This is a genomic window from Leptospira andrefontaineae (assembly GCF_004770105.1).
GTDB classification, from domain to species: Bacteria; Spirochaetota; Leptospiria; order Leptospirales; family Leptospiraceae; genus Leptospira_B; species Leptospira_B andrefontaineae.
Window position 1 is genome coordinate 479,895 of sequence record NZ_RQEY01000005.1, and the last position, 20,018, is coordinate 499,912.

Genomic DNA, 20,018 nt, shown 5'->3' on the forward strand with positions numbered 1-20,018 from the left:
ATCTGAAAATAAAAAAAGAGCGCCCTTTCGGACGCTCTTCTTCAAGAAATCGTTATCTAAGTCGGATTAGAACTTAGCTACGATACCTAAGGTTAAACCATATTGGTCTTTGCTTTTCTCACCGGAAGAGTTAACGAATTGATATCCATTCGCCCAGTCTCTTCTCATATCAAGTTTGATCAAAAGATTTTCAGTGAAGTTCCAAACTGGAGTTACTGTAAATGTTTTGTAAGATCCGTAGTGAGTGTTTCCGTAGTTGGTGTAATCTTTCGGCTTCAAGATTTGCAATACTTCGTTATCGCTTAAGCCAGCAAGAGCTGGAGTAGAAGCTTTAACTGCTGCAGCTAAAGCTGCATCTTCAGCGGCACGAGCCTCGCCTAAGTAAGCGTTTGCATTTCTGAAAGGGTTGAAAGTAGTCAACTGAGTGTTGTATTTACTGTCGTCGATGTACTCGAAGCGGAAGTTAACTCCCCACTCTTCATTAAACTTAACTTTGATCCAAGAACCATAAGCTTTGTAGGTTGCTTTGTTATCTTTAGTGTTAACAGCTCCACCCAAGATTTTTTCCAAAGTGTATGGATCAGAACCGTCTGCATTTGCAGCAGCAGATTCCTTGTTAACCGGTGCGAATCCACCAGCCTTCTCACTCCAAGTATAGTCGAAGTCTAAGGTGATTTTTTCGTGAGGTGTGAAGGAAACGATAGCATGGTTCATGAACCAGTAGTCAGTATCATATTTAGCTCTAGGCGCTCCTGGGGTAGGTGCACCAACTTGAGCAGCTAAATAAGCCATAGTAGGATCAACTACACCTGTCGCACCGTCTTGAGAATACAGAGTGTTCCAAGTCACAGAAAGTTTATCTTCAATGATCTGGCCTTTAACCTGCGTTCCAACCGCTTTATGCTGAGTAGCTCCTTCCACGAAGGTGTTTTTTGCTCCATTGGACAAATTTGCCTCAGTTGGAGCTAGGTAACCGGTACCACCACCACTGTTGTATAGATAAAAGGTTCCAGACCATTTATCGGTAACTTGAGTAGTTAAGCGAGCACCGGTGTGAATGAATGGGATCGTGTTTTGGAAGATGGCCCCTATCGAGTAGTTGGGGTTACCCATTGACTCGATCACCTCATATCCAATATGAGTTGCCATCTTTCCTATATCCAGGGTCATTCCCTTAAGCACCGGGAAATACATACTGATGTATGCTTGTTTTAACAGGTTGTAGTTATATACACCGTTTACAGTGCTATAAAGACCTTCTTGGTACGGGTTGTTCAATCCGTTTTGGAAATCCACACGGAATCCCCAAGGGCTAGATTTCTCAGCAGTTTTTTGGACCGCTAATGCGGCTGCGTTTACTGCAAAGTTCTTGTTGTTGGTTTCGAAAGCTCTGGTAGCGTCGATATCGTTTCCTTGTAACGGGTTGTTATTGTACATGTAGTACACATCCACGAATCCGGAAAAATCTACCGCGTCATACCATTTCTTTTCTACAGGCTCGGCTTTTACCGCCGCCGCCGGAGCTGCCTTCGGGTCCGGTGTTTCCTTTTTCGGTTGGGCAAAAACCGAAGAGGCGGTCACCAGAGTAAAGGTAGCAATGAGGTTGACTGTTTTTTTTCTCATCATTCTCCTAAATCTCCTATGCCCGTAATTATGCAACTAGCGTGCCAACATGAAAAAAATAGGCAAAGAGACTAAATAAGGCTTAAAAACGATTCTAAATCCAATATTCAATGTTCAGATTTTATAAACTTTTCAGGCTATTTTTTATATATTAACATAGTGCTTATAAATTAAGCATATATTGAGGTGCTAAAAGATTAGGCAATTTAGAAGATGTTTTGGTGGAGGAGGAATTTTGTAGGCACTTCGACAATATAAGACGGAGATTTAAGGCGTTTGGATTAGTGCGATTTTCGAATCTGACTTAATAGAAGTTCTTCGGAATTTTGATTCGGATCTTGGAGAACAGCGAGCAAAGAAGATCGTAAGAGTTCTCCCAATTTAGGAGCCGGAAGTTCTGGGAATTTTTCTCGGATCAGATTTCCATCTATGGCCAGGTCAGAGAGTAGAAGTGGTGGATCCTTCTTCCATTCTTGTTCCGCGCTTAGGAGCCAAAATGCTTCCTCATTTAAAAAAGCTGACCAAAGAAGAGAAAGTTCTAAACACCAGTCCCAGAGATCCTTTTTACCCGCATATTGAGCGATCGGATGGAGCAAATGTGTTCGAATCCCTGGAGAAGTTTTTAATTCTTCTTTTTGTTGGATGATAGAATACAAAGTTTTTACTAGAAACTGAGAATCTTTTGTTCTTTGGTTGGAAAATCTGAGTTCTTTAAAGAATACATTCGAGTCGGAAAACCAGTTTTGTTCGGAGAAACAGGAAACTAGGAAATAGGCTATTTTTGATTTTTCAGATGACTCTAGAAGTTTGGAAAATCCATTTTTATGTTTTTCCCAGTCTCCGGAATATAATTTTGTTTTGGAGAATAATTCCAGAATTTTATACTTTTTTAATAGATCCGATCCACCGATCGGATTTTTGCTTTTGAGAACCTTTAAAAATTCATCGTGGATTCTTTCTGTAGAAACCTTTGCAGTGATTGGCCTACAGGTTTCAATCGCTTCTGCGGTTTCCGGATGGATCGCAAATCCGAGGGTGGAGACAAATCGAATTGCACGAACTGGTCTGAGGCCGTCTTCCGTAAATCTGGAGACCGGATTTCCAATAGTCCTAATTAAAGAATTCTGAATGTCTTCTATCCCGGAATGTTCGTCCACCAATATCTTTTTTTGAAGATCTAATGCCAAGGCGTTCATTGTGAAGTCCCTTCTTTTCAGGTCTTCACTCAGGCTTACTCCGAATTGTACTGTTTCCGGTCTTCTTCCATCAATATAATCTTCGTCTTTTCTGAATGTGGTCAATTCATAGGATCTATCATGGAATAATACAGTAATGGTTCCGTGTTTGATCCCAGTCGGAACCGTTCTTTTGAAGATCTTCTGCATTTCTTCCGGATGGATCGAAACGGCAAGATCGTATTCGTGAGGGATTTTATTTAAGATCAGATCTCGGACACTTCCCCCAACGAGATAAGCTTCTCCTCCATGGTTTCGTATTATGGTACTGATCTCTAATAGATCTTCTAAAAAAGGAGAAGGGATTTGGGAGATAAGTTTGTTCGGATCGGAGTTCATCATTCCTGGACGATCTTTTTCCAAATAGGTAGATAACGATCTTTGAGTGCAGGATTTTTAGAAAAAATTTCCTCTATCTGCTTTTTGGTTTTTCCGTCCACAGAGACTCTCAAAAAGGGAAGGTCAGCTTGTTGGGAAAGGATTTGGTCTATTCTTCTTCCTGTTTCGTCCCAGGCAGAATTGCAGATCTCTTTGTATTCTTGGTCGGTATGCTCATTGCACAGGATTGCAAGTTCCAAATACTTTCCTTCTTTTTGCAGTTCTTTCATTTTATCTAAGATGTTTGCTCTGCAGGTTTGGATAAGAAGAAGTAGAATTATGATTTTCTTACTGTCCATGCATGGAATTTTTCAATAAGAATCCTGAGAGGAAACCTTTTTTCACGCTAAGTCGCTAAGTATTTTCATTTTCGAATCCTTTGCGTCTTTGTGCCTCTGTGTGAGTAAGCCGCGGCAGGGATACGCAGGGGAAGTCCGAAGGACCGGAGCGATAGCGGAGCCCGTAGTAGCCCGGTCTGAGCGGAGCGAAGAGCCGCCCGAAAATTTAAGATTCGAAAGCTAGGTTTGCTAGTTTATCTGCCCGTTTATTTTTTTCCCGAGGAACATGGTGAATAGAGAATAGTTTGAGTTGAGAGGTGAGGCCTTTGACTTTCTCCTTTGCAATTTGCAAGTGAGGGGATTTGACCTTGTATTCTCCCTTGAATTGTTTCACTACCAGTTCAGAATCCAGATAAGCAGTGACTTCTACGGCGTCTTGGGAGAGGCAATATTCTATCCCAGCTTCTAGGGCCGCCCATTCTGCCACATTATTTGTTCCGTCGGAGATCCTACGAGAGATAGAATGCACCTCGGCTTCTCCTTCGTAAACCGCAACCCCAATGGAAGAAGGTCCCGGATTTCCTTTAGAAGCACCGTCGCAGTATATTTTGAACTTTTTCACTGGGTTTAATCTTGGCTTTTAGAGCCCAAAATGAATTGGAATGGTCTCCAAAAAATTAAATATCCAATCAGGATTAGCAGGGAAACTAAAAAGGAGAGCGCACCTAAAACCAAAAATTGGAAAGTCCGATACAATTGATCGAATGTATGAGGGAAGAATAGCCCTCCGATCAGGCAAAAAAGTCCGGCTGCTAATAAAGCAAACAAAACGAAAGGAAGGGATAAAAAATAAAAAAGATAGCTTAGGGCAGTGAATCCGAAAGCCAATTTATAAGCGTTCCAACGTGCCGGATGATCCATCATTAAACCAAATACCATCAATAGTCCTATCCTTCGAAGGCTTTGGTTTGGCAATGTAAAAACTATCTAGGATATTGGCATTATAACAATGCAGATAGATTATTTTCAGTTTCTAAATTCTCTCCCCGAAACTCCTGAATCGGAATGCAGTTATTATCCGGAGAGGCGTTCAAAGGTAAAAGGTTTTATCCTAAGGGAAAATATTCCTTTAGAAGGATTGGATGTACTATTTAGATTCGGATTCAGAAGATCCGGGAACTTTTTTTATAGAACGAATTGTTCAAGCTGTTCTCATTGTTTGAGCTATCGTATCCCTCTGGAGAATTTCGAAAAAACTTCTTCGCATAAAAGATTGGAAAAGATCAATTCCGATCTAGGTCTAAAAACATCTCTCCCTCAAATCGACTCGAATAAGGAAAATTTATATTTGAGATACCAAAGATCTAGGCATAAGGGAATTCATGGAGAATCCGACTTTGAGATCTTGGAAACGATGAAATACCAAATGTATGTGGGTTCTGAAAATTCTTTAGAACTTCTTCTTTCGAAAGATGAAAACTTACTCGGATGGATCCTATTGGATATCGGAAAAGAAACCGTATCCGCAGTTTATTCCGTTTATGATCCGGAAGAAAGTAAAAGAAGTTTGGGAAATTTTCTTATTCTATCCTCTATCCTTTGGGCAAAGGAAAATGGATTTAAAGAATTTCAATTGGGTCTTTTTCTTCCAGGACATCCAAAGATGGATTATAAAAAGAACTGGAAGCCTTCGGAAATTTTAAATCGTGATACGGGTGTTTGGAAGAAGAGTGAATCTTTTCTTCCGGATTATATCTTAGAGAATGGTCCAAACGGAGACAAACGTATTAACACTTGAACATGGGTCATTCTTCTCTCCGAAACAACCTAAATCAGGCTTGTCAGACTGGCCTTGCGTCTCAGAAAGGTTGGTATGGCTAAAAAGATCATCGTAGTAGGCGCTTCTAGCGGTATCGGAAAAGAAATTGCATCTCAATTGATCGAACAGGGACACCAAGTCGCTGCTTTTGCAAGAAGAGATAAGGAACTCAAAAAACTTCCTTCTTCCAAAGCAAAAAACTTATTCGTCAAACACGACGTTACTGAATACTCCAAGGTCCCTGGAGAATTTGCCAAAGCAGTAAAAAGTTTAGGTGGCCTGGACGAAATTTATTACGCATCCGGTGTGATGCATAGAGTCGGTCCGGAAGAATTCCCAATCGAAAAAGATCTAGAAATGTTAGAAGTCAATCTTTTAGGTTGTGTTGCTTGGTTGGACTCTGCAGCTGCTTATTTCCAAGAGAAGAAGGCAGGCAAAATTATAGGTATCTCTTCCATCGCAGGTGATAGAGGTCGTAGAGGAAACCCGGTATACAACGCATCTAAAGCGGGAATGTCTGCTTATTTGGAAGCTTTAAGAAATCGTTTAGCAGTAAAAGGAATCCAAGTAGTTACAGTAAAACCTGGAATGATCGAAACTCCAATGACGGAAGGATTGCCTGGTCTTATGTGGCTCATCACTGCTAAAGAAGCTGCTCAAGTTATATTATCGAAAGTGAATGCTGGAAAAGAGAATTTCTATGTGCCTGCTCGTTGGGCCTTGGTCTCTTTGATCATTCGACTTATCCCTTCCTTTATTTTCAGAAAACTTTCCATTTAAGGAAAAGGTGATCTAAAATGGCAGCCGCCCCTAAGAAAAAGACAGTTAAAAAAAAGACAGCTACTAAAACTAAAAAAGTTGGCTTCGATCTGAAAGAGTTCGAGTCACATTTAAGTCCTGTCCAAAAGGTAGAAGCCTGGGGAATGAACCATTTCTCCAATAGTAAGGTTTTCTTACCCACTTCTATCCAAGACTTTAAGGATCTATTCACCTACGCAAGAAATACGAATACTAAAGTTGCATTTAGAGGTGGTGGTTGTAGTTACGGTGACGCTGCTACAAATGAAAAAGGGATAGTAGTAGATATTCGTAATTTTAATAAGATCTTATCTTTTGATCCTAAAACCGGGATCTTGGTTGCAGAGTCCGGAGTGACCATCAAACAACTTTGGGAGTTTGGGATTGAAAGGGGATTTTGGCCTCCTGTTGTAAGTGGAACGATGTTCCCTACTTTAGGCGGAGCACTTTCTATGAATATCCATGGAAAGAATAACTTCGCTGTTGGACCGATCGGCGATCATATCCAAGAATTTACTTTTATAAGTCCTGATGGAAAAGAATCCGTTTGTTCTCCTAAAAAGAATTCGGATCTATTCTATTCTGCAATTTCCGGTTTCGGAATGTTAGGCGCATTTCTAACGGTAACAATCAAACTCAAAAAAATCTACTCAGGTAAGATGAAGGTTTGGCCGGTGAATACCTCAAACCTACAAGAGATGTATGATTATTTCGAAAAAGAATACAAACAATCAGATTATCTAGTTGGCTGGGTGGATGGATTTGCTTCCGGGAAAGGTATAGGTCGTGGACAGATCCATAAAGCAGTTCATCTAAAAGCAGGAGAAGATCCTGATTTTCCTGAAAATTGCAAATTGGAAAATCAAATCCTACCAAGCACATTCTTAGGGATCATTCCTAAATCTTGGATGTGGCTTTTCATGTATCCGTTTAGCAATAAATTTGGAATGAGATTCGTGAACTTTGGGAAATGGATCTCAGGGTTTTTAAATAATAATAAACCGTATGAGCAGGGACATGCCGAGTATGCTTTTCTTTTGGACTATGTTCCGAATTGGAAATTTATGTATAAGCCTGGTGCAATGATCCAATACCAAAGTTTTATTCCGAAAGAAAATGCAGTTAAAGGATTTGAAGAAATCCTAAGTATTTGTCAAAAAAGAGGGATCGTAAACTGGCTCGGAGTATTCAAGAAACATAGACCAGATAAGTTCTTACTCACTCATGCTGTAGATGGTTATTCCATGGCTATGGATTTTCCGATGACCAACGGGAATAAAACGAAACTTTGGGAACTTGCCAAAGAAATGGATGAGATCGTTGTAAAGAATGGAGGAAGATTCTATTTTGCAAAAGACAGCACTCTTCGTCCTGAAGTTTACAGAAGGTCCATGCCAAAACAGAACCTAGAAAAGTTCAGAACCATGAAGAAAAAATTAGATCCTAAAAATCTTTTAGAGTCCGACTTATTCAGAAGGGTCTGGGGAAAGTAGATAGCTCATTTTTTTCACGCCAAGTCGCTAAGTTTAGAAGATTCTTGGAGAAGTAAAACAAAACTCTTTTTATCTTTGCGGCTTCGCGTGAACTTTAATAATTTCTAAAGTCTCCATATTGATAGAAGGACTTTGATAGAAGTTTCTATTCTTAAATTCAAAATGTTCTGATTTGGGAACTAAAATATCTTTCGGATAAGCATCCTTAAAACCAACTACAGTTACCTGAGTTTTTCCAATCGTATGTAATTTTTCTAAAAGTACATCGAAGGATTCGGCGGTGTCGATTTCATAGACTTCTCTTTCTTCTCTAAAAGAATTAGAAGGTAAAAACACAGAACCTTTTCTGTAGATCACAATTTTTGAAGTGTGATCACTTAGCTCTTTTTGTTCATTCACAATGGACTTTGTAAATTTATAATATAGTCTGTCAAATATGACCCCGCCTACGATCGAGTAAGAAAGAAAAAGGACAACTGCAATTTTAAAAGGTTTACTGAGTTTTTCCCAATTTTTTTCTAAAATAGAAAATAGGACCAAAAGCAAAAATGGGAGAATGGTCATTAAAAACCTAGGCCCGAATAATACTCCCTGCCAAAATTTTGTAGAGGTCAGAAATCCTGATATAAGTATAAAGATCACTAATCCGTATAAAATTCGAGTTAATGGGTCCGATTTTGGCCTCCATAAAACGATAAATGCCAATGCAGGATAGGCTCCAAATAATCCCAGTGATCCTTTTCCTAAAAATACCAATTGTCCTAAATAATAGATCTGAGCGATCAAACGATAGGAAGAGGATTCTTGTAAATAGCCTCTAGAACCTAACGGATGTCCCACTACTGAAAAATTGATTGCCGCTTGGATGAATAAGAATGTCCCGAATACGAATGGGAATAATGCAGTTTTTGGATTTCTGAATATTCTAAAAGCATAAACTAAAGAAAGGCTGGCCGCCAATAGAATTGTTTCCTGTCGAAAGAATGCTGCAAATCCGAAAAATATACCGGCTAATATTAAGTCCGCAGAATTGGATGATTCATCTTCTTTTAGTAAAAAATAAATTCCTTGGGTAACTCCGTAGATTGCTATGATTGTTTCGGAAATATCCGTTGAAAATAAGCTGAACGCAGAACCAAAAAGTAGAAAGATCAAAAAGAAAAATTTAGATTTTTCCTTTAATTGGAAAACTTCAGAAATTTGGAATAATGCCCTTAGAGTTAATATTCCAAAAACTAAAGATAAGAAAAAACTTCCGAATCTTCCCATAAGAAGAGCAAATGGGTACTGGATCGCTGTGTAATAAAAAGGAAATACATAATAACATTTTCCTTTATAAACATGGGTCATCGTGGACCCTTTTTTCAGATCTAAAGGTAAAAATTGGAACTCAGGATCTATTTCTTTTCCGGAGTATCTACAGGAAAAATCAGGTAACCCGTTTTGGAGAAGGTCCGCAAGTTGTTGCTGTTTGACTGCTCCATCCCCGACTCGGATCCCTGTTTGGTACTGCCATGCTAAAAATAAGGATAAAAATACTGCTCCGAAAATCAGAAATCCTGAGGGCTTGCCGGTAAAAGAAGAAACCCGGGAAAGAAGGCGATTGAACATTCTGCTAGGAAGTCCCAGTAAAATCCAAGGTCAAGAAGAAATCCCGAAGGAATATTTCGACCATTCTTAAGTATCCGAATTCTGAATGACAGTTGGATTCCGGATGTTTTTTTGGAGCTTGTGAATTCTGCCTTAGAAAAGCTATTGTCCTTCTTTCAAAAGCCTCTTCCTAAATTCTTTTTTCCGATTTCTTGTATTCTATTTGTTTATGTTGTGATCGCGAATTCCTGGGTCACCGAAGATGCTTATATCAGTTTTAGGACGGTGGATAATTTTCTAAACGGCTTCGGACTTAGATGGAATACCTACGAAAGAGTTCAGGCATATACTCATCCTCTTTGGCTATTTGGTCTTATCGTTCTTTCTTTTTGTAAAATTCCTGTATATTATTCTTCTTTAATCCTTTCTTGGATCTGTGTAGGAACAACCGTCTATTTGTTCATTTCTCGTTTTGGGAAAAAAGAAGGGGACTGGCAATACGGTTCTTGGATACTTTTAACATTACTTATATCCAGAGCATTTGTGGATTTCTCCAGTTCCGGTTTGGAAAACCCACTTTCTTTTCTTTTGATCATTTTGTTTTTATCGAAGGCATTCGATTTGGAGAAGAAGGTTGATTTTCGGGGGATTTTTCTTTTCTTTTTTTATCTTTCTTTATCTTATCTGAACAGACAAGACACAGTTCTTCTGGGACTTCCGTTCCTTCTATATTTATATAAACCTTTTAAAGAAAGAGAATCTTGGGGTAAGTTTATTGGGGCGGCAGTTTTAGGACTTTTGCCTGTTCTTTTCTGGTCAATTTTTTCTTTAATATATTACGGATATCTATTTCCGAATACCGCATATGCAAAATTAAACACTGATTTAACTGTTTCTCATTTATGGCCTTATGGTCTGGATTATCTGGAGAATAGTTTTCGTTGGGATATTTTCACTTCACTTTCGATCAGTTCTATAATTTTACTTTTGCCATATTTCGTTTGGAAAAAGAGATTTTTACATGCCGCAACATCTGCCGGGATAGGACTTTATGTTTTATATGTCTGTTCCATAGGCGGGGATTTTATGGCGGGAAGGTTTTTTGCTCTTCCGTTTGTAGTCTGCCTATTCTTGCTTTCGGAAATTTCACCTTCGTATCTTCCTAGAGTGAGCGTTCTATTCTTTGTCGCCTTATTCCTGTTAAACCAAAACTCATACTTGTATATTACAAAAGACTATACTAGACTTCGAAACGACAAGGAAATTCAAGACGAGAAAGGTGCTTATTTTAGAAGCACAAACCTTCTACGCTCTTTTAAATTTCAGGAATACCCAACTCACGGCTGGGCTGATGCGGGTAGAAAGTATAAAAAGTCACCTAAGGACCCGGACAAGGCATGTGCTACGATTAACGTAGGCTTTTATGGCTATTTTGCCGGCGAAAACCGTAAGATTATAGACTCAAATGCTTTAACGGATCCTTTATTAAGTAAATTGAAATCAGTTTCTAATTGGAGAGTGGGGCATTTTACCCGAAATATTCCAGTAGGATACTTGGAATCGGTTACTTCAAGACAAAACCAGATCCAAGATCCGAATCTAAAAGTATACTATGATCGATTGAAATTGTTAACCGAATCGCAAGATCTTTTCACAAAAGAGAGATTTGTGGAAATTCTCCGAGAAAACTTAGGCGGTAATAGATATTTGCTACTAAATTCCGAACCAAGAACTCCATGGGTTGGAATTCCAGAAGGTTTCGCTTGTGGACTGGGAGTCGGTTACTAGTTTAAGTAGTCTTCATTCTTCTTTTATCATTTGGTCTGAACTTTTGATTTTAAATTCTTGATCCTTCTTACAGGGTTTCCATTTTATTGTTAAGAATGAGCGAAGGAAGAGCTTCTTGGAATGCATCCAAATGGCGGGAATGGTTTTCCGAAGGTGAGATTGTTCCGTACTTCCAGCCAATCTTGTCCGTCGAAAAAGATTCTATCTTCGGTTACGAAGCACTGGCTCGTTTTATAGATAAGGAAGGAACGGTCCACAGCCTAGGCCCATTTTTCTTAGCTGATATTCCTCATTCTTTTTCCGTTTCTGAAAGAGATGAATTCAAAAAACTTAAATTAGAAATTGATAGGACCATTCGCAAAAAAGCGGTGGAAAAGATCAGTAATACGCACGGGTTAGATCCTAAAACGAAACTTTTTCTAAATATATCTCCTTCTTTCATGCAGGACTATTTGTCTTCCAAAACGGATGAGGAACCCTATACTTTACAGATCGCTAAAGGTTCCGGTTTGGATCCTAAAAGGATCGTGATCGAAATTGTGGAAGAACATTTTTCCGGAGAAATAGATCAGTTAAAACCTTTGATCAATCTTTATAAAAGGTCCGGGTTCTTAGTGGCGATCGACGATCTCGGATCCAAATCTTCCAACTTAGATAGGATCGGTGCTTTACATCCTGATATTATCAAAGTGGATCTTGGCCTGATTCGTAGTTCAGTTGCTTCTCGAAATTTCCAGGAAATCTTATTCACTTTATCCAGACTTGCCGAAAGTTTAGGGTGTTCTCTTTTGTTCGAAGGTTTGGAAACTGAGACCGAGTTATACAATGCTCTGACATATGGAGCCAGATTTTTACAAGGTTTCTATTTTGCGGAACCGAGCCCTGAGTTAATGGATATCAATAGTTTGAGCATCCGATTCTCCCAACTTCATGAATTATTCTTTAATTATAAAAAATACCAGTTGTTACGCCGGATTAAAAAGGAGAAGGAACTGGAAGATCGTTTGGAATCCTCCGGTATCGAGGTGATCACCTCCAACGGTATTGCGACTATTAAATTAAGGAATTCTTATCTTCTAGAAAAATCCGTTTTTAGAATGTATGTGACCAACCATGAAGGAAGACAACTTTCTCCTAACTATTCAGGGATCTCCGATTCTGGAATGTTGGAAGACGATACCTTTGTAGGAAGGAACTGGAGCTGGAGACCTTATTTCCTAGAACAATTTTATAAAAATGCGAAGGACTCTTCCGGTGGATGGATTGCAAGTAACCCTTACTACGATCTGGAAAGTCATCTACTCTTAGTAACTTATTCCAAAAGAATGGAAGAGGATAATGTTCTATTCGTAGATGTGCGGATGTGGGACTTTCCTTAAGTTCTCTCCGGTTCCGCTACATTTGCTGATTTGATCCAACCGAATAGACTTAAAAATTGGATACACCACCAACCTGGATCCATTTCTCCTTTTTGAAGAGAGAACTTACTGGATTCAGGAAATGCATGATGATTATTATGAAGCGATTCTCCCATTGTCAAAAGAGAAATGAAAGGGACATTATAACCTTGGGTGCAAGCATTCGGAACTACTCGTATTAAATCTCCGCTTTTATGAGCATAATGACTTACGAGCCAATTTCCTATAATACAGATTGAAATTCTTCCGCAGACTCCCCATACGATTGTTCCTAATCCACCGATAAGGCCTAAGATCGCGATGATCGGAATTTGCTGTATTAGCCAAGTTTTCTCCAGAAATTGAATAACCTTATCTTCTCCATAATCGTTTGAATATCTAAAGATCTGCTGTTCCTTCATTTTAATGGTGAAGTTGTTCTGTATTATAAAATCTTGAAATATATTATCGTAATGGCAGAAGTAGGGATGACATGCCTTACTTCTTTGTGCCCAGTCGCGTAGATCATGAAAGTATCTAAGAGATAAAGGGCCACCGAGCCCGGTTAAAACCGCTATATAAAGTAAAATTCTTTTTAAATATATAGAAGAAGAAAATGAATCATGTAGTATTCCTCGATGTAATCCGACTGAATGACCAAAACTAAGTGTGATCGCAGTTAGGAAGAAGGAGAGCAAAACGTTTGTAGTAGAGTAGGTGGAATAACCGAAGACCAAGAAGATGGTCAAGCAGCTTATGAACAAAATGGATTTGGTTGGCGCCCAGACAATCTTGCCATCGCAAGGATCTAAAGTTTTGATTTCTGGAGAGTATATCATAGAGCCTCCATGAAAGCGGGACTCTAAGAGGGCTTAGGCGTTGCCCGCTTCTCTATATAATATACCCTTTTGAAAAACAATTAAGCCAAAATTAATATTTCCATTTGGAAATATTTTTCAATTTTAGCCAACTTTTACACCTGAGTCAGAAAGCATACGATTTACGTTGTCTATAAAACGTTTTTTCTCCCCAGGTCTTGCGGAATTTCCTTCCAAAGAAAGTCCTACATATAAGTTGCCATCCGTATCTCTCGCAATTGAACGGACTACTCCATATGCTGTGATCGGTGATTGCATTTTGAAAAATATATCGAATGTGAATCCTTTTCTTCTGGGGAGCTCACTATTTAGATCCGGATGATTGATCTTAACTCTTAAGCCTCCTGTTGAAAGATCTATCACTGAAAATCTTTCCTTTACAAGGATTGTATTGGATTCCCTGATGCGGTCCACCATATCAAAGGTAAGAGTTTTGATCTCCATTACTTCAGTAAGATCTATTTCTCTGGTTCTATTTTGGGCATGGACATATCCTATAGGAATTGCCTGCTCATCATGGTTAATATATATAACTGGAACGATTAGCTCGGATTTGATCTTTTGGTTCGCGTATTCTATTATCTTTTTACGAACATCATCTTCGTCGCCTAGTTCATGTTCGTAATCTATAAATCCGTTCGGATCGGAAGATTTATAACAATCCGGTTTTTGTGTATTCGGAATATATAATATTTTGCCGGTCTTTTTGACTAGATCGAACTTGTCTCCGATGGAATTGAAAACATCTATTTTGACAATATCAAACTTAGGTTTAAGAGTTCTTTCGGTATCTGCAAAATTAACTTTTACAGAAGTAGGAATATTGAATAAGTTCGCGTCGATTGTGGTCCTGCTAGTACGCAGGTTAGTGATCCAAACACTTCCATCCGGAGGTTTGATCCTTGTGAATTTCCTCTCTCTACTCGCGATGGAAACATGTTCCACCTGCATGATGTATTGATTATTCGGTTTTTCTTCCAGGACCTCGCACTCTAGTTCGACATATCTCGCGAGTAATTTGTACAAAACAATATGAGCATTCAGCTTAAATTGTTCGGCCATCCGACCTTGTACTAAAATTTTTGTGGCGTCCTTATTGACGGAGAGGAGTTGAACGGATTCGTGAGTTTCCGTATCCCTTACGAGTAGATCTGTTTTGAGTAGAAATTTTCCAATGATATGGAGTTTTTTACCAGGATCTGTGATGAACTCTTTGTCTCTTTGTTTCCTTTGAACCTTTTCCATTAAATTCCTAGGTCGATCGGATTCCGGCGGAAAATTATCTTGATTCCAGCCTTTGGCTTCGTTTTGATGTAATAGGTAAGGTACACTAATGTCAAACCAATCTTACCGAGACTCCCAATTTTTAGACGGCCTATCCGGCGAAGAACTTTTCAGCATGCAAATCGGGCTTACCTATCGGGACTTTTTAGTCCTGCCCGGTTTTATCGATTTCAATCCATCTGACGTAGAACTAGAGACTAGATTAACAAAAAAGATCAAACTCAAAAGACCATTCGTGAGTTCCCCAATGGACACTGTGACTGAGTCCGCAATGGCTATCGCACAGGCCCTTATGGGAGGGATCGGAATTATCCATTATAATAATTCTGTAGAAGAGCAGGTTGCTGAAGTTAGCAAAGTGAAACGTTTCGAAAACGGTTTCATTTCAGACCCTGTTGTTCTCGGACCAAAAAATACAATTCATGATCTAGATAGGATCAAAGAAACTTTAGGCTTCACTGGGATCCCAATCACCGCTGATGGAACCAGAAATTCTAAATTGGTCGGGATCGTGACTAATAGAGATATCGATTTCGAAAGAGATCGTTCTATCCCTGTAGAAAAAGTTATGACTACGGAAGTGATTACCGGAAAAGCAGGGATCACTTTAAAAGAAGCAAACGATATCATCAAAAAAGAGAAGATAGGAAAACTTCCGATCATTGACAAGGACGGAAAACTTGTCTCTTTAGTGAGTCGTTCCGATCTGAAAAAAAATAAGGAATTTCCAGATTCTTCTAAGGATGAGAACAAAAGACTCAGATGTGGGGCTGCAGTTTCTACCTTACCTGAATCAAGGGACAGGGTTGCTGCATTGTATGAGGCAGGAGTGGATGTGATCATCATTGACTCCGCTCAGGGAAACTCGATCTACCAGATAGAGATGCTCCAATTCATTAAATCTAATTTCAAAAACCTGGAAGTGATTGGTGGAAACGTAGTTACCCGCGGCCAAGCTGAAAACTTGATCGGTGCCGGAGCAGATGGACTTAGGATCGGAATGGGACCTGGTTCCATTTGTATTACACAGGACACCATGGCTGTGGGAAGGGCGCAAGCAACTGCTGTATACCAAACTGCAGCTCATGCGGCAAAACATGATGTTCCAGTCATTGCGGACGGTGGAATTTCCAATATTGGAGATATCGCAAATGCTTTGGCAATCGGAGCTTCTGCATGTATGATGGGATTTATGTTCGCAGGAACATCTGAGGCGCCCGGAGAGTATTTTTATGAGAATGGAATACGTCTCAAAAAGTATCGTGGAATGGCAAGTATCGAGGCGATGAAAGCCGGTGGAGATAAACGTTATTTCAACGAGGGCCAGAAAGTAAAAGTGGCTCAGGGAGTTAGCGGTTCAGTAGTGGATAGAGGTTCAATTCTGAACTTTATTCCATATTTAAGTCTTGGATTGCGACTTTCTTTTCAGGATATGGGATTCCGTTCCGTCCAAGATTTACATCAAGGGCTCCGACAAGGAAAGCTCAGATTCGAAAGAAGGAGTGAATCCGCTCAAGCCCAAGGTTCTGTTCATAGTCTTTACTCTTATAGTGCACCTAGTTTAAGAGCAGAATAATAACACCTTTGGATTTGCCGGGAAGGAAAGGTTTTGAAAAAGTTTCATCTTATTTCGATAATCCTAATATTCCCGATTTTCATGACTGGGGAAATTTCCCATGCTCAGGCTCCACCTGATAAAGCAAGAGTCGCCCAGGAACTAGTCGCAAGACTAGACCAGGCGCTTTTGAAAGCGGACGGTTTAGTAAAAGCAAACCTGATCCTGATCAAAAAAACAGGGGATTCTTGGACCTGGGACTTGAGTATTTTTAGAAAGGGAGAAGATTCTCTCTCCTTATTCGAAAGTAAAGGCCGTGGTCTAGAATATAAGATATTATTCAAAGAAGACGGAGAATTGATCTTCGCCTTCAATGCGCTTTCCAGAAAAATTTTCAAAAAGAACGACGAAGAAAAATACGAGAACCATTTAAATACCGGATTCAGTTTTGTGGATCTGGCAGGAACTTCTTACCAAGCAAATTATAATCCAATAGTACAAAGTGATTTGGATATTGCAGGTAAAAAGATGAAACGTGTAGCACTTCGCCCAATCGTTCCTTATTTTTATTCCAAGTTGATCCTACTTTTGGAACCGGACACATTAAGACCTACTCGTTTGGATTTCCATGATAAAGACGGGGTACTTTATAAAACCATGAATATAAAGTACGGTCCCGTTAAGGTAAAAGCAAAACAGAAAGTTAGCAAAGAAGATATTGTCAGTAGATTGGAAATGTTGGATCTGAATACCGGTGCGATCAGCGTATTGGAATATACTGAAGTTGACCGAGATGTAAAACCGGATCCTTCTTTATTCGAATTGGATAATCTAAACAGACTATAATGTCCTCGGAAGAGATCGTTTTTTTTCGACCTGGATTTTCTTTTTCTCCTGAACTGAAATTAGAAGGAGAAGAGATCTCTCACTTAAAAGCATTTCGAGTTTTTTCGGAAGAGAAAACGGTAATCATAAAAGACGGTGCAGGTGCAAGTTTTGCTTATAATGTACCTTCTTCTTCTAAGATTGGAAGTTTGATCGGCACTCAAAAAAAAGAAAGACCAAAAACTATAGCAAAGATCGCGACTGCAATTCCGAAAGGAAACAGATTAGAATGGCTTATCCAAAAAGGGACCGAGCTTGGGATCACTGAATTTATTTTTTTAGTATTTTCTCATTCGGATAGAAAGGACCTAAATCCGGAAAGACTTTTGAAAGTTGCGGCGGAAGCTTCTTCTCAATCTGGCCAAGATTTTTTGCCTGAGATCAAAGGGCCGTTTGTTCTTTCTAAATTTTTAGAAGAATCCAAATCAAAAAATGAAGAACTTCTACTTTTTGATCCAAGATCTGAAATACAAATCAGTCCTGAAAACATCCAAAACAAAACAGTTTTGATAGGACCGGAAGGTGGATTTAGAAAAGAAGAATTAGAACTGATCTCTCAGTTTCGGGTCTTATCTGTGAATGTGGGAGAATCTATTTTGAGAATAGAGACCGCTGGAATTTTTGCGGCCTCTTTATTTAGGTTGGGAAATTTGCGCTAATTATTGGGCGAATCCGCTCGCGCCTAAAACTAAAACGCAAGTATTCAGATAATTATCACAATCACTTTTGCAACTTTGGGATAATTGAAAACAAAATGTAGAAATATTACAGCTTGTATTACAAGAAGAAAGACAAGTGTTTAGACCCACTAGATTATCAGTAGTGACCGAAGTGCCATACTTATTCTCACAAGCATTCTTACAGGCAGGATAAGATCCACCCGTGCAGTTTGCGTAGAAAGTTGCTAAAGCATTTCCCTTGATATCTCTCTCTCCGCTATTACATGAGAAAATACCTAAGATTGCGATTGCTAGTAAAAACGGGAGAAATCGGGTCATATAAGTAAATCGTTTTCGGCCGGGATAGAACGGTAAACTAAAAAACATTCGACGTTAGCGGAGAATCATAAGGAATGAAGTATCTAGACCGAGGTGCATGGAATGATCGTAAACGGTAAGGAATTCTCTCTCCGGGAACTTTCTTCTCCGGACTTATTTTCCCTATTGGAATCTTTAAAACTAAAACCGGAAACGGTTGCAATCCAGAGAAATGGAGAGATTCTAAAAAGGGACCATTGGAAGAATTCTTCCTTAGAAGAAGGTGATAAAATCGAGATCCTGAAATTTGTAGGAGGAGGTTGAATCATTTTTGGAATACCCACTTAGACCCAGACATAGTATCTGGAGAGCACCCGGCATTTATCCAATCCTAGATATAGAATATTGTTCCAAATTTTCCAAGGACCCGATCCATATCGTGGAACTTTGGAATTACCAAAGAGAATGGATCCCATTCTATCAGATACGCGCTAAAAAAGAGACCCCCGAAACATTAAGAAAGGTTTATAAAAGCCTGATAGATGCCTTCCCCGATTTTCCAATTATACTGAACGATTATTGGAAAGAGGCCTTGGAATGGAAATGTTTCGGACTTCATATTGGAAAAGAGGATTATGCTTCTCTTTCCTTAGAGGATAAGAAGAAGGTCCGCTCCAGCGGATTATACCTAGGTACTTCCTGTCATAATTCTGAAGATATTACCGGTTTGGAACCCGGGGTTTGGGACTATACCGGTCTTGGACCGGTATATACTACGAATTCCAAAGATACAAAGGATATTCCAGTAGGTCTTTCCGGCCTCCAAGAAGCCTTACAAATTGCTAAAATACCTGTTACTCCAATCGGTGGGATCGGCCCTAAACAGATTATCGAGTTATCAGAGTTAGGCCCATTATCATATGCAATGATCGCTTCGGCATCGGAAAGGGATTCGTTTTATGAATGTATTCGTATCCTTAAGGAGATAAAGAATCCGTAACGAACCGTTTTTTGGAGGTTCGGAATCCCAAGTTTCAATTGACTCACAAATTATGTCCAATAAGATGATCCCTATGAAACAGCCAGGGGAAATACGCCATCTATCTGCAAAGGATGATCGCGACTACTTACTAGATTATCAGACCCTGAATGTGGATGATTTGGAAAAGGCTCCCATTTTAGGTGTACCGTTTGATAACGCCAGCCTAGATGAGGCGGTGGCAAAAATTTATCATCTCATGGAAGAGAAGGATAAATTCCATCATGTTCTCCTTTTAGATCCGATCAAGACAATGGCTGTCCGTAAGGGAAAGAAGTTACATCGTATCGCGCAAAAAGCTAGCTTGATCCTAGCGGAAGGTGCAGGTCTACAATGGGCTGCTAAAAAATTAGGTGGAGAATTAAAAGAGAGAATTCCCACAATCGCACTTATGATGGATCTGGTCCGTCTTTGTGAGCTTAGAAATTATTCTATTTTTCTTTTAGGCGGAAAGGAAGAAATCGTAGAGAAAGTTTACTTCAATCTTTCTAGACATTTTCCTGGAGTTCGTATCGTAGGACGTCATGCCGGTTACTTGAACACACAACGTGAATTACTTGTAAAAGAATCCATCCGCAAGACAAGCCCGAATATTATATTTCTTGCAATGGATTTCCCTGACCAAGAGATCTGGGTAGAGAATAATACCGCATTTTTTGGTCATGCAGTAGTGATCGGAGTCGGTCCTGCTATGGATATTCTTTCCGGAAAAGTGAAAAAAGCTCCGAATGTTTTCAAACTAAAAGGTTTAACTTGGCTTTGGAGAATTATGGTCCGTCCTTGGAGACTAATTCGTCTGAGCAGAATGTTCGGATTCTTTATCATAGTAGCTATCAAATCCCTTTTTGTAAAAAAGAAAAAGTAAATCTACCGTTTCCCAGATAGACACAGACACGACGAACGCTGAAGTTTTTTGCGTGATATAGACTTCCGTTCAATAATTTATTTTCGTAAAGTGTACTGTAATAATCCTATCTTATTGCAGATTATTTCTCGAATTC

Annotated in this window: 20 protein-coding genes; 11 read left to right on the forward strand and 9 right to left on the reverse strand. The window is 39.3% G+C overall.

The window, feature by feature from the left end:
* Positions 1-66: 66 nt before the first annotated feature.
* From EHO65_RS03935 to EHO65_RS03955, 5 genes are all read right to left on the reverse strand, one after another.
* Positions 67-1,626, reverse strand: coding sequence for an outer membrane beta-barrel protein (locus EHO65_RS03935; protein WP_425269321.1), 1,560 nt, complete (start codon positions 1,624-1,626; stop codon positions 67-69).
* A gap of 278 nt (positions 1,627-1,904) precedes the next feature.
* Positions 1,905-3,200, reverse strand: coding sequence for a CCA tRNA nucleotidyltransferase (locus tag EHO65_RS03940; protein ID WP_135772854.1), 1,296 nt, complete (start codon positions 3,198-3,200; stop codon positions 1,905-1,907).
* Positions 3,197-3,535, reverse strand: coding sequence for a hypothetical protein (locus EHO65_RS03945; protein WP_135772855.1), 339 nt, complete (start codon positions 3,533-3,535; stop codon positions 3,197-3,199). Before EHO65_RS03945 ends, EHO65_RS03940 begins: the two co-directional genes overlap by 4 nt.
* A 205-nt stretch (positions 3,536-3,740) precedes the next feature.
* A complete protein-coding gene (locus tag EHO65_RS03950) occupies positions 3,741-4,136 on the reverse strand; it encodes a ribonuclease HI family protein (RefSeq protein ID WP_135772856.1) in 396 nt (131 codons plus the stop codon).
* Positions 4,137-4,141: 5 nt separating this feature from the next.
* Positions 4,142-4,453 (reverse strand): hypothetical protein, encoded by a 312-nt coding sequence (locus tag EHO65_RS03955; protein ID WP_135772857.1) that lies wholly within the window; start codon positions 4,451-4,453, stop codon positions 4,142-4,144.
* 70 nt (positions 4,454-4,523) lie between these two features.
* On the opposite strand from EHO65_RS03955, the gene EHO65_RS03960 reads away from it, so the two are divergent.
* The 3 genes from EHO65_RS03960 to EHO65_RS03970 all read left to right on the forward strand — a co-directional run bounded on the left by EHO65_RS03960 (position 4,524) and on the right by EHO65_RS03970 (position 7,624).
* Complete coding sequence (locus tag EHO65_RS03960) at positions 4,524-5,312, forward strand: arginyltransferase (protein ID WP_208743962.1); 789 nt, start codon at positions 4,524-4,526, stop codon at positions 5,310-5,312.
* 75 nt (positions 5,313-5,387) lie between these two features.
* On the forward strand, positions 5,388-6,113 hold the full coding sequence (locus EHO65_RS03965) for an SDR family NAD(P)-dependent oxidoreductase (RefSeq protein ID WP_135772859.1): 726 nt from the start codon (positions 5,388-5,390) through the stop codon (positions 6,111-6,113).
* 17 nt (positions 6,114-6,130) lie between these two features.
* Positions 6,131-7,624: an FAD-binding oxidoreductase gene (locus EHO65_RS03970; RefSeq protein WP_135772860.1), complete on the forward strand. Its 1,494-nt coding sequence runs from the start codon at positions 6,131-6,133 to the stop codon at positions 7,622-7,624.
* 69 nt (positions 7,625-7,693) lie between these two features.
* Here EHO65_RS03970 and EHO65_RS03975 read toward each other — a convergent pair whose 3' ends face one another.
* Positions 7,694-9,235 carry an LA_3751/LA_3752 family putative glycosyltransferase gene (locus EHO65_RS03975; RefSeq protein ID WP_135772861.1) on the reverse strand — a complete coding sequence of 514 codons (1,542 nt, stop codon included), beginning with the start codon at positions 9,233-9,235 and terminating at the stop codon, positions 7,694-7,696.
* A 120-nt stretch (positions 9,236-9,355) separates the two neighbouring features.
* Here EHO65_RS03975 and EHO65_RS03980 point away from each other — a divergent pair, with 120 nt between their 5' ends.
* Positions 9,356-11,002, forward strand: coding sequence for a hypothetical protein (locus EHO65_RS03980; protein WP_244243427.1), 1,647 nt, complete (start codon positions 9,356-9,358; stop codon positions 11,000-11,002).
* Between the two features lie 95 nt (positions 11,003-11,097).
* A complete protein-coding gene (locus tag EHO65_RS03985; RefSeq protein ID WP_208743964.1) occupies positions 11,098-12,381 on the forward strand; it encodes an EAL domain-containing protein in 1,284 nt (427 codons plus the stop codon).
* Here the strand turns inward: EHO65_RS03985 and EHO65_RS03990 are convergent.
* Together EHO65_RS03990 and EHO65_RS03995 are read right to left on the reverse strand one after the other, a co-directional pair.
* Positions 12,378-13,238, reverse strand: coding sequence for a fatty acid desaturase (locus EHO65_RS03990; protein WP_135772864.1), 861 nt, complete (start codon positions 13,236-13,238; stop codon positions 12,378-12,380). The two genes, EHO65_RS03985 and EHO65_RS03990, sit on opposite strands and share 4 nt — an antisense overlap.
* Before the next feature lie 123 nt (positions 13,239-13,361).
* Positions 13,362-14,522 (reverse strand): DUF1577 domain-containing protein, encoded by a 1,161-nt coding sequence (locus EHO65_RS03995; RefSeq protein ID WP_135772865.1) that lies wholly within the window; start codon positions 14,520-14,522, stop codon positions 13,362-13,364.
* A gap of 88 nt (positions 14,523-14,610) precedes the next feature.
* Here EHO65_RS03995 and guaB point away from each other — a divergent pair, with 88 nt between their 5' ends.
* The 3 genes from guaB to EHO65_RS04010 all read left to right on the forward strand — a co-directional run bounded on the left by guaB (position 14,611) and on the right by EHO65_RS04010 (position 17,660).
* Entirely contained in the window at positions 14,611-16,137 is a 1,527-nt protein-coding gene (gene guaB / locus EHO65_RS04000) for an IMP dehydrogenase (protein WP_135772866.1), read from the forward strand.
* A gap of 81 nt (positions 16,138-16,218) precedes the next feature.
* On the forward strand, positions 16,219-16,962 hold the full coding sequence (locus EHO65_RS04005) for an outer membrane lipoprotein-sorting protein (protein WP_135772867.1): 744 nt from the start codon (positions 16,219-16,221) through the stop codon (positions 16,960-16,962).
* Positions 16,962-17,660, forward strand: coding sequence for a 16S rRNA (uracil(1498)-N(3))-methyltransferase (locus EHO65_RS04010; protein ID WP_135772868.1), 699 nt, complete (start codon positions 16,962-16,964; stop codon positions 17,658-17,660). The genes EHO65_RS04005 and EHO65_RS04010 overlap by 1 nt, the downstream gene beginning before the upstream one ends.
* On the opposite strand, the gene EHO65_RS04015 is transcribed toward EHO65_RS04010, so the two are convergent.
* Positions 17,661-17,999 carry a hypothetical protein gene (locus EHO65_RS04015; RefSeq protein ID WP_135772869.1) on the reverse strand — a complete coding sequence of 113 codons (339 nt, stop codon included), beginning with the start codon at positions 17,997-17,999 and terminating at the stop codon, positions 17,661-17,663.
* A 102-nt stretch (positions 18,000-18,101) separates the two neighbouring features.
* Between EHO65_RS04015 and thiS the strand changes: the two genes are divergently transcribed.
* The 3 genes from thiS to EHO65_RS04030 all read left to right on the forward strand — a co-directional run bounded on the left by thiS (position 18,102) and on the right by EHO65_RS04030 (position 19,882).
* The gene (gene thiS, locus EHO65_RS04020) at positions 18,102-18,302 is read left to right on the forward strand and encodes a sulfur carrier protein ThiS (RefSeq protein WP_100724740.1); all 201 of its coding nucleotides are present in this window, start codon (positions 18,102-18,104) and stop codon (positions 18,300-18,302) included.
* Between the two features lie 7 nt (positions 18,303-18,309).
* Positions 18,310-18,978, forward strand: coding sequence for a thiamine phosphate synthase (locus EHO65_RS04025; protein ID WP_135772870.1), 669 nt, complete (start codon positions 18,310-18,312; stop codon positions 18,976-18,978).
* 73 nt (positions 18,979-19,051) lie between these two features.
* Entirely contained in the window at positions 19,052-19,882 is an 831-nt protein-coding gene (locus tag EHO65_RS04030; protein WP_135772871.1) for a WecB/TagA/CpsF family glycosyltransferase, read from the forward strand.
* Positions 19,883-20,018 lie beyond the last annotated feature (136 nt).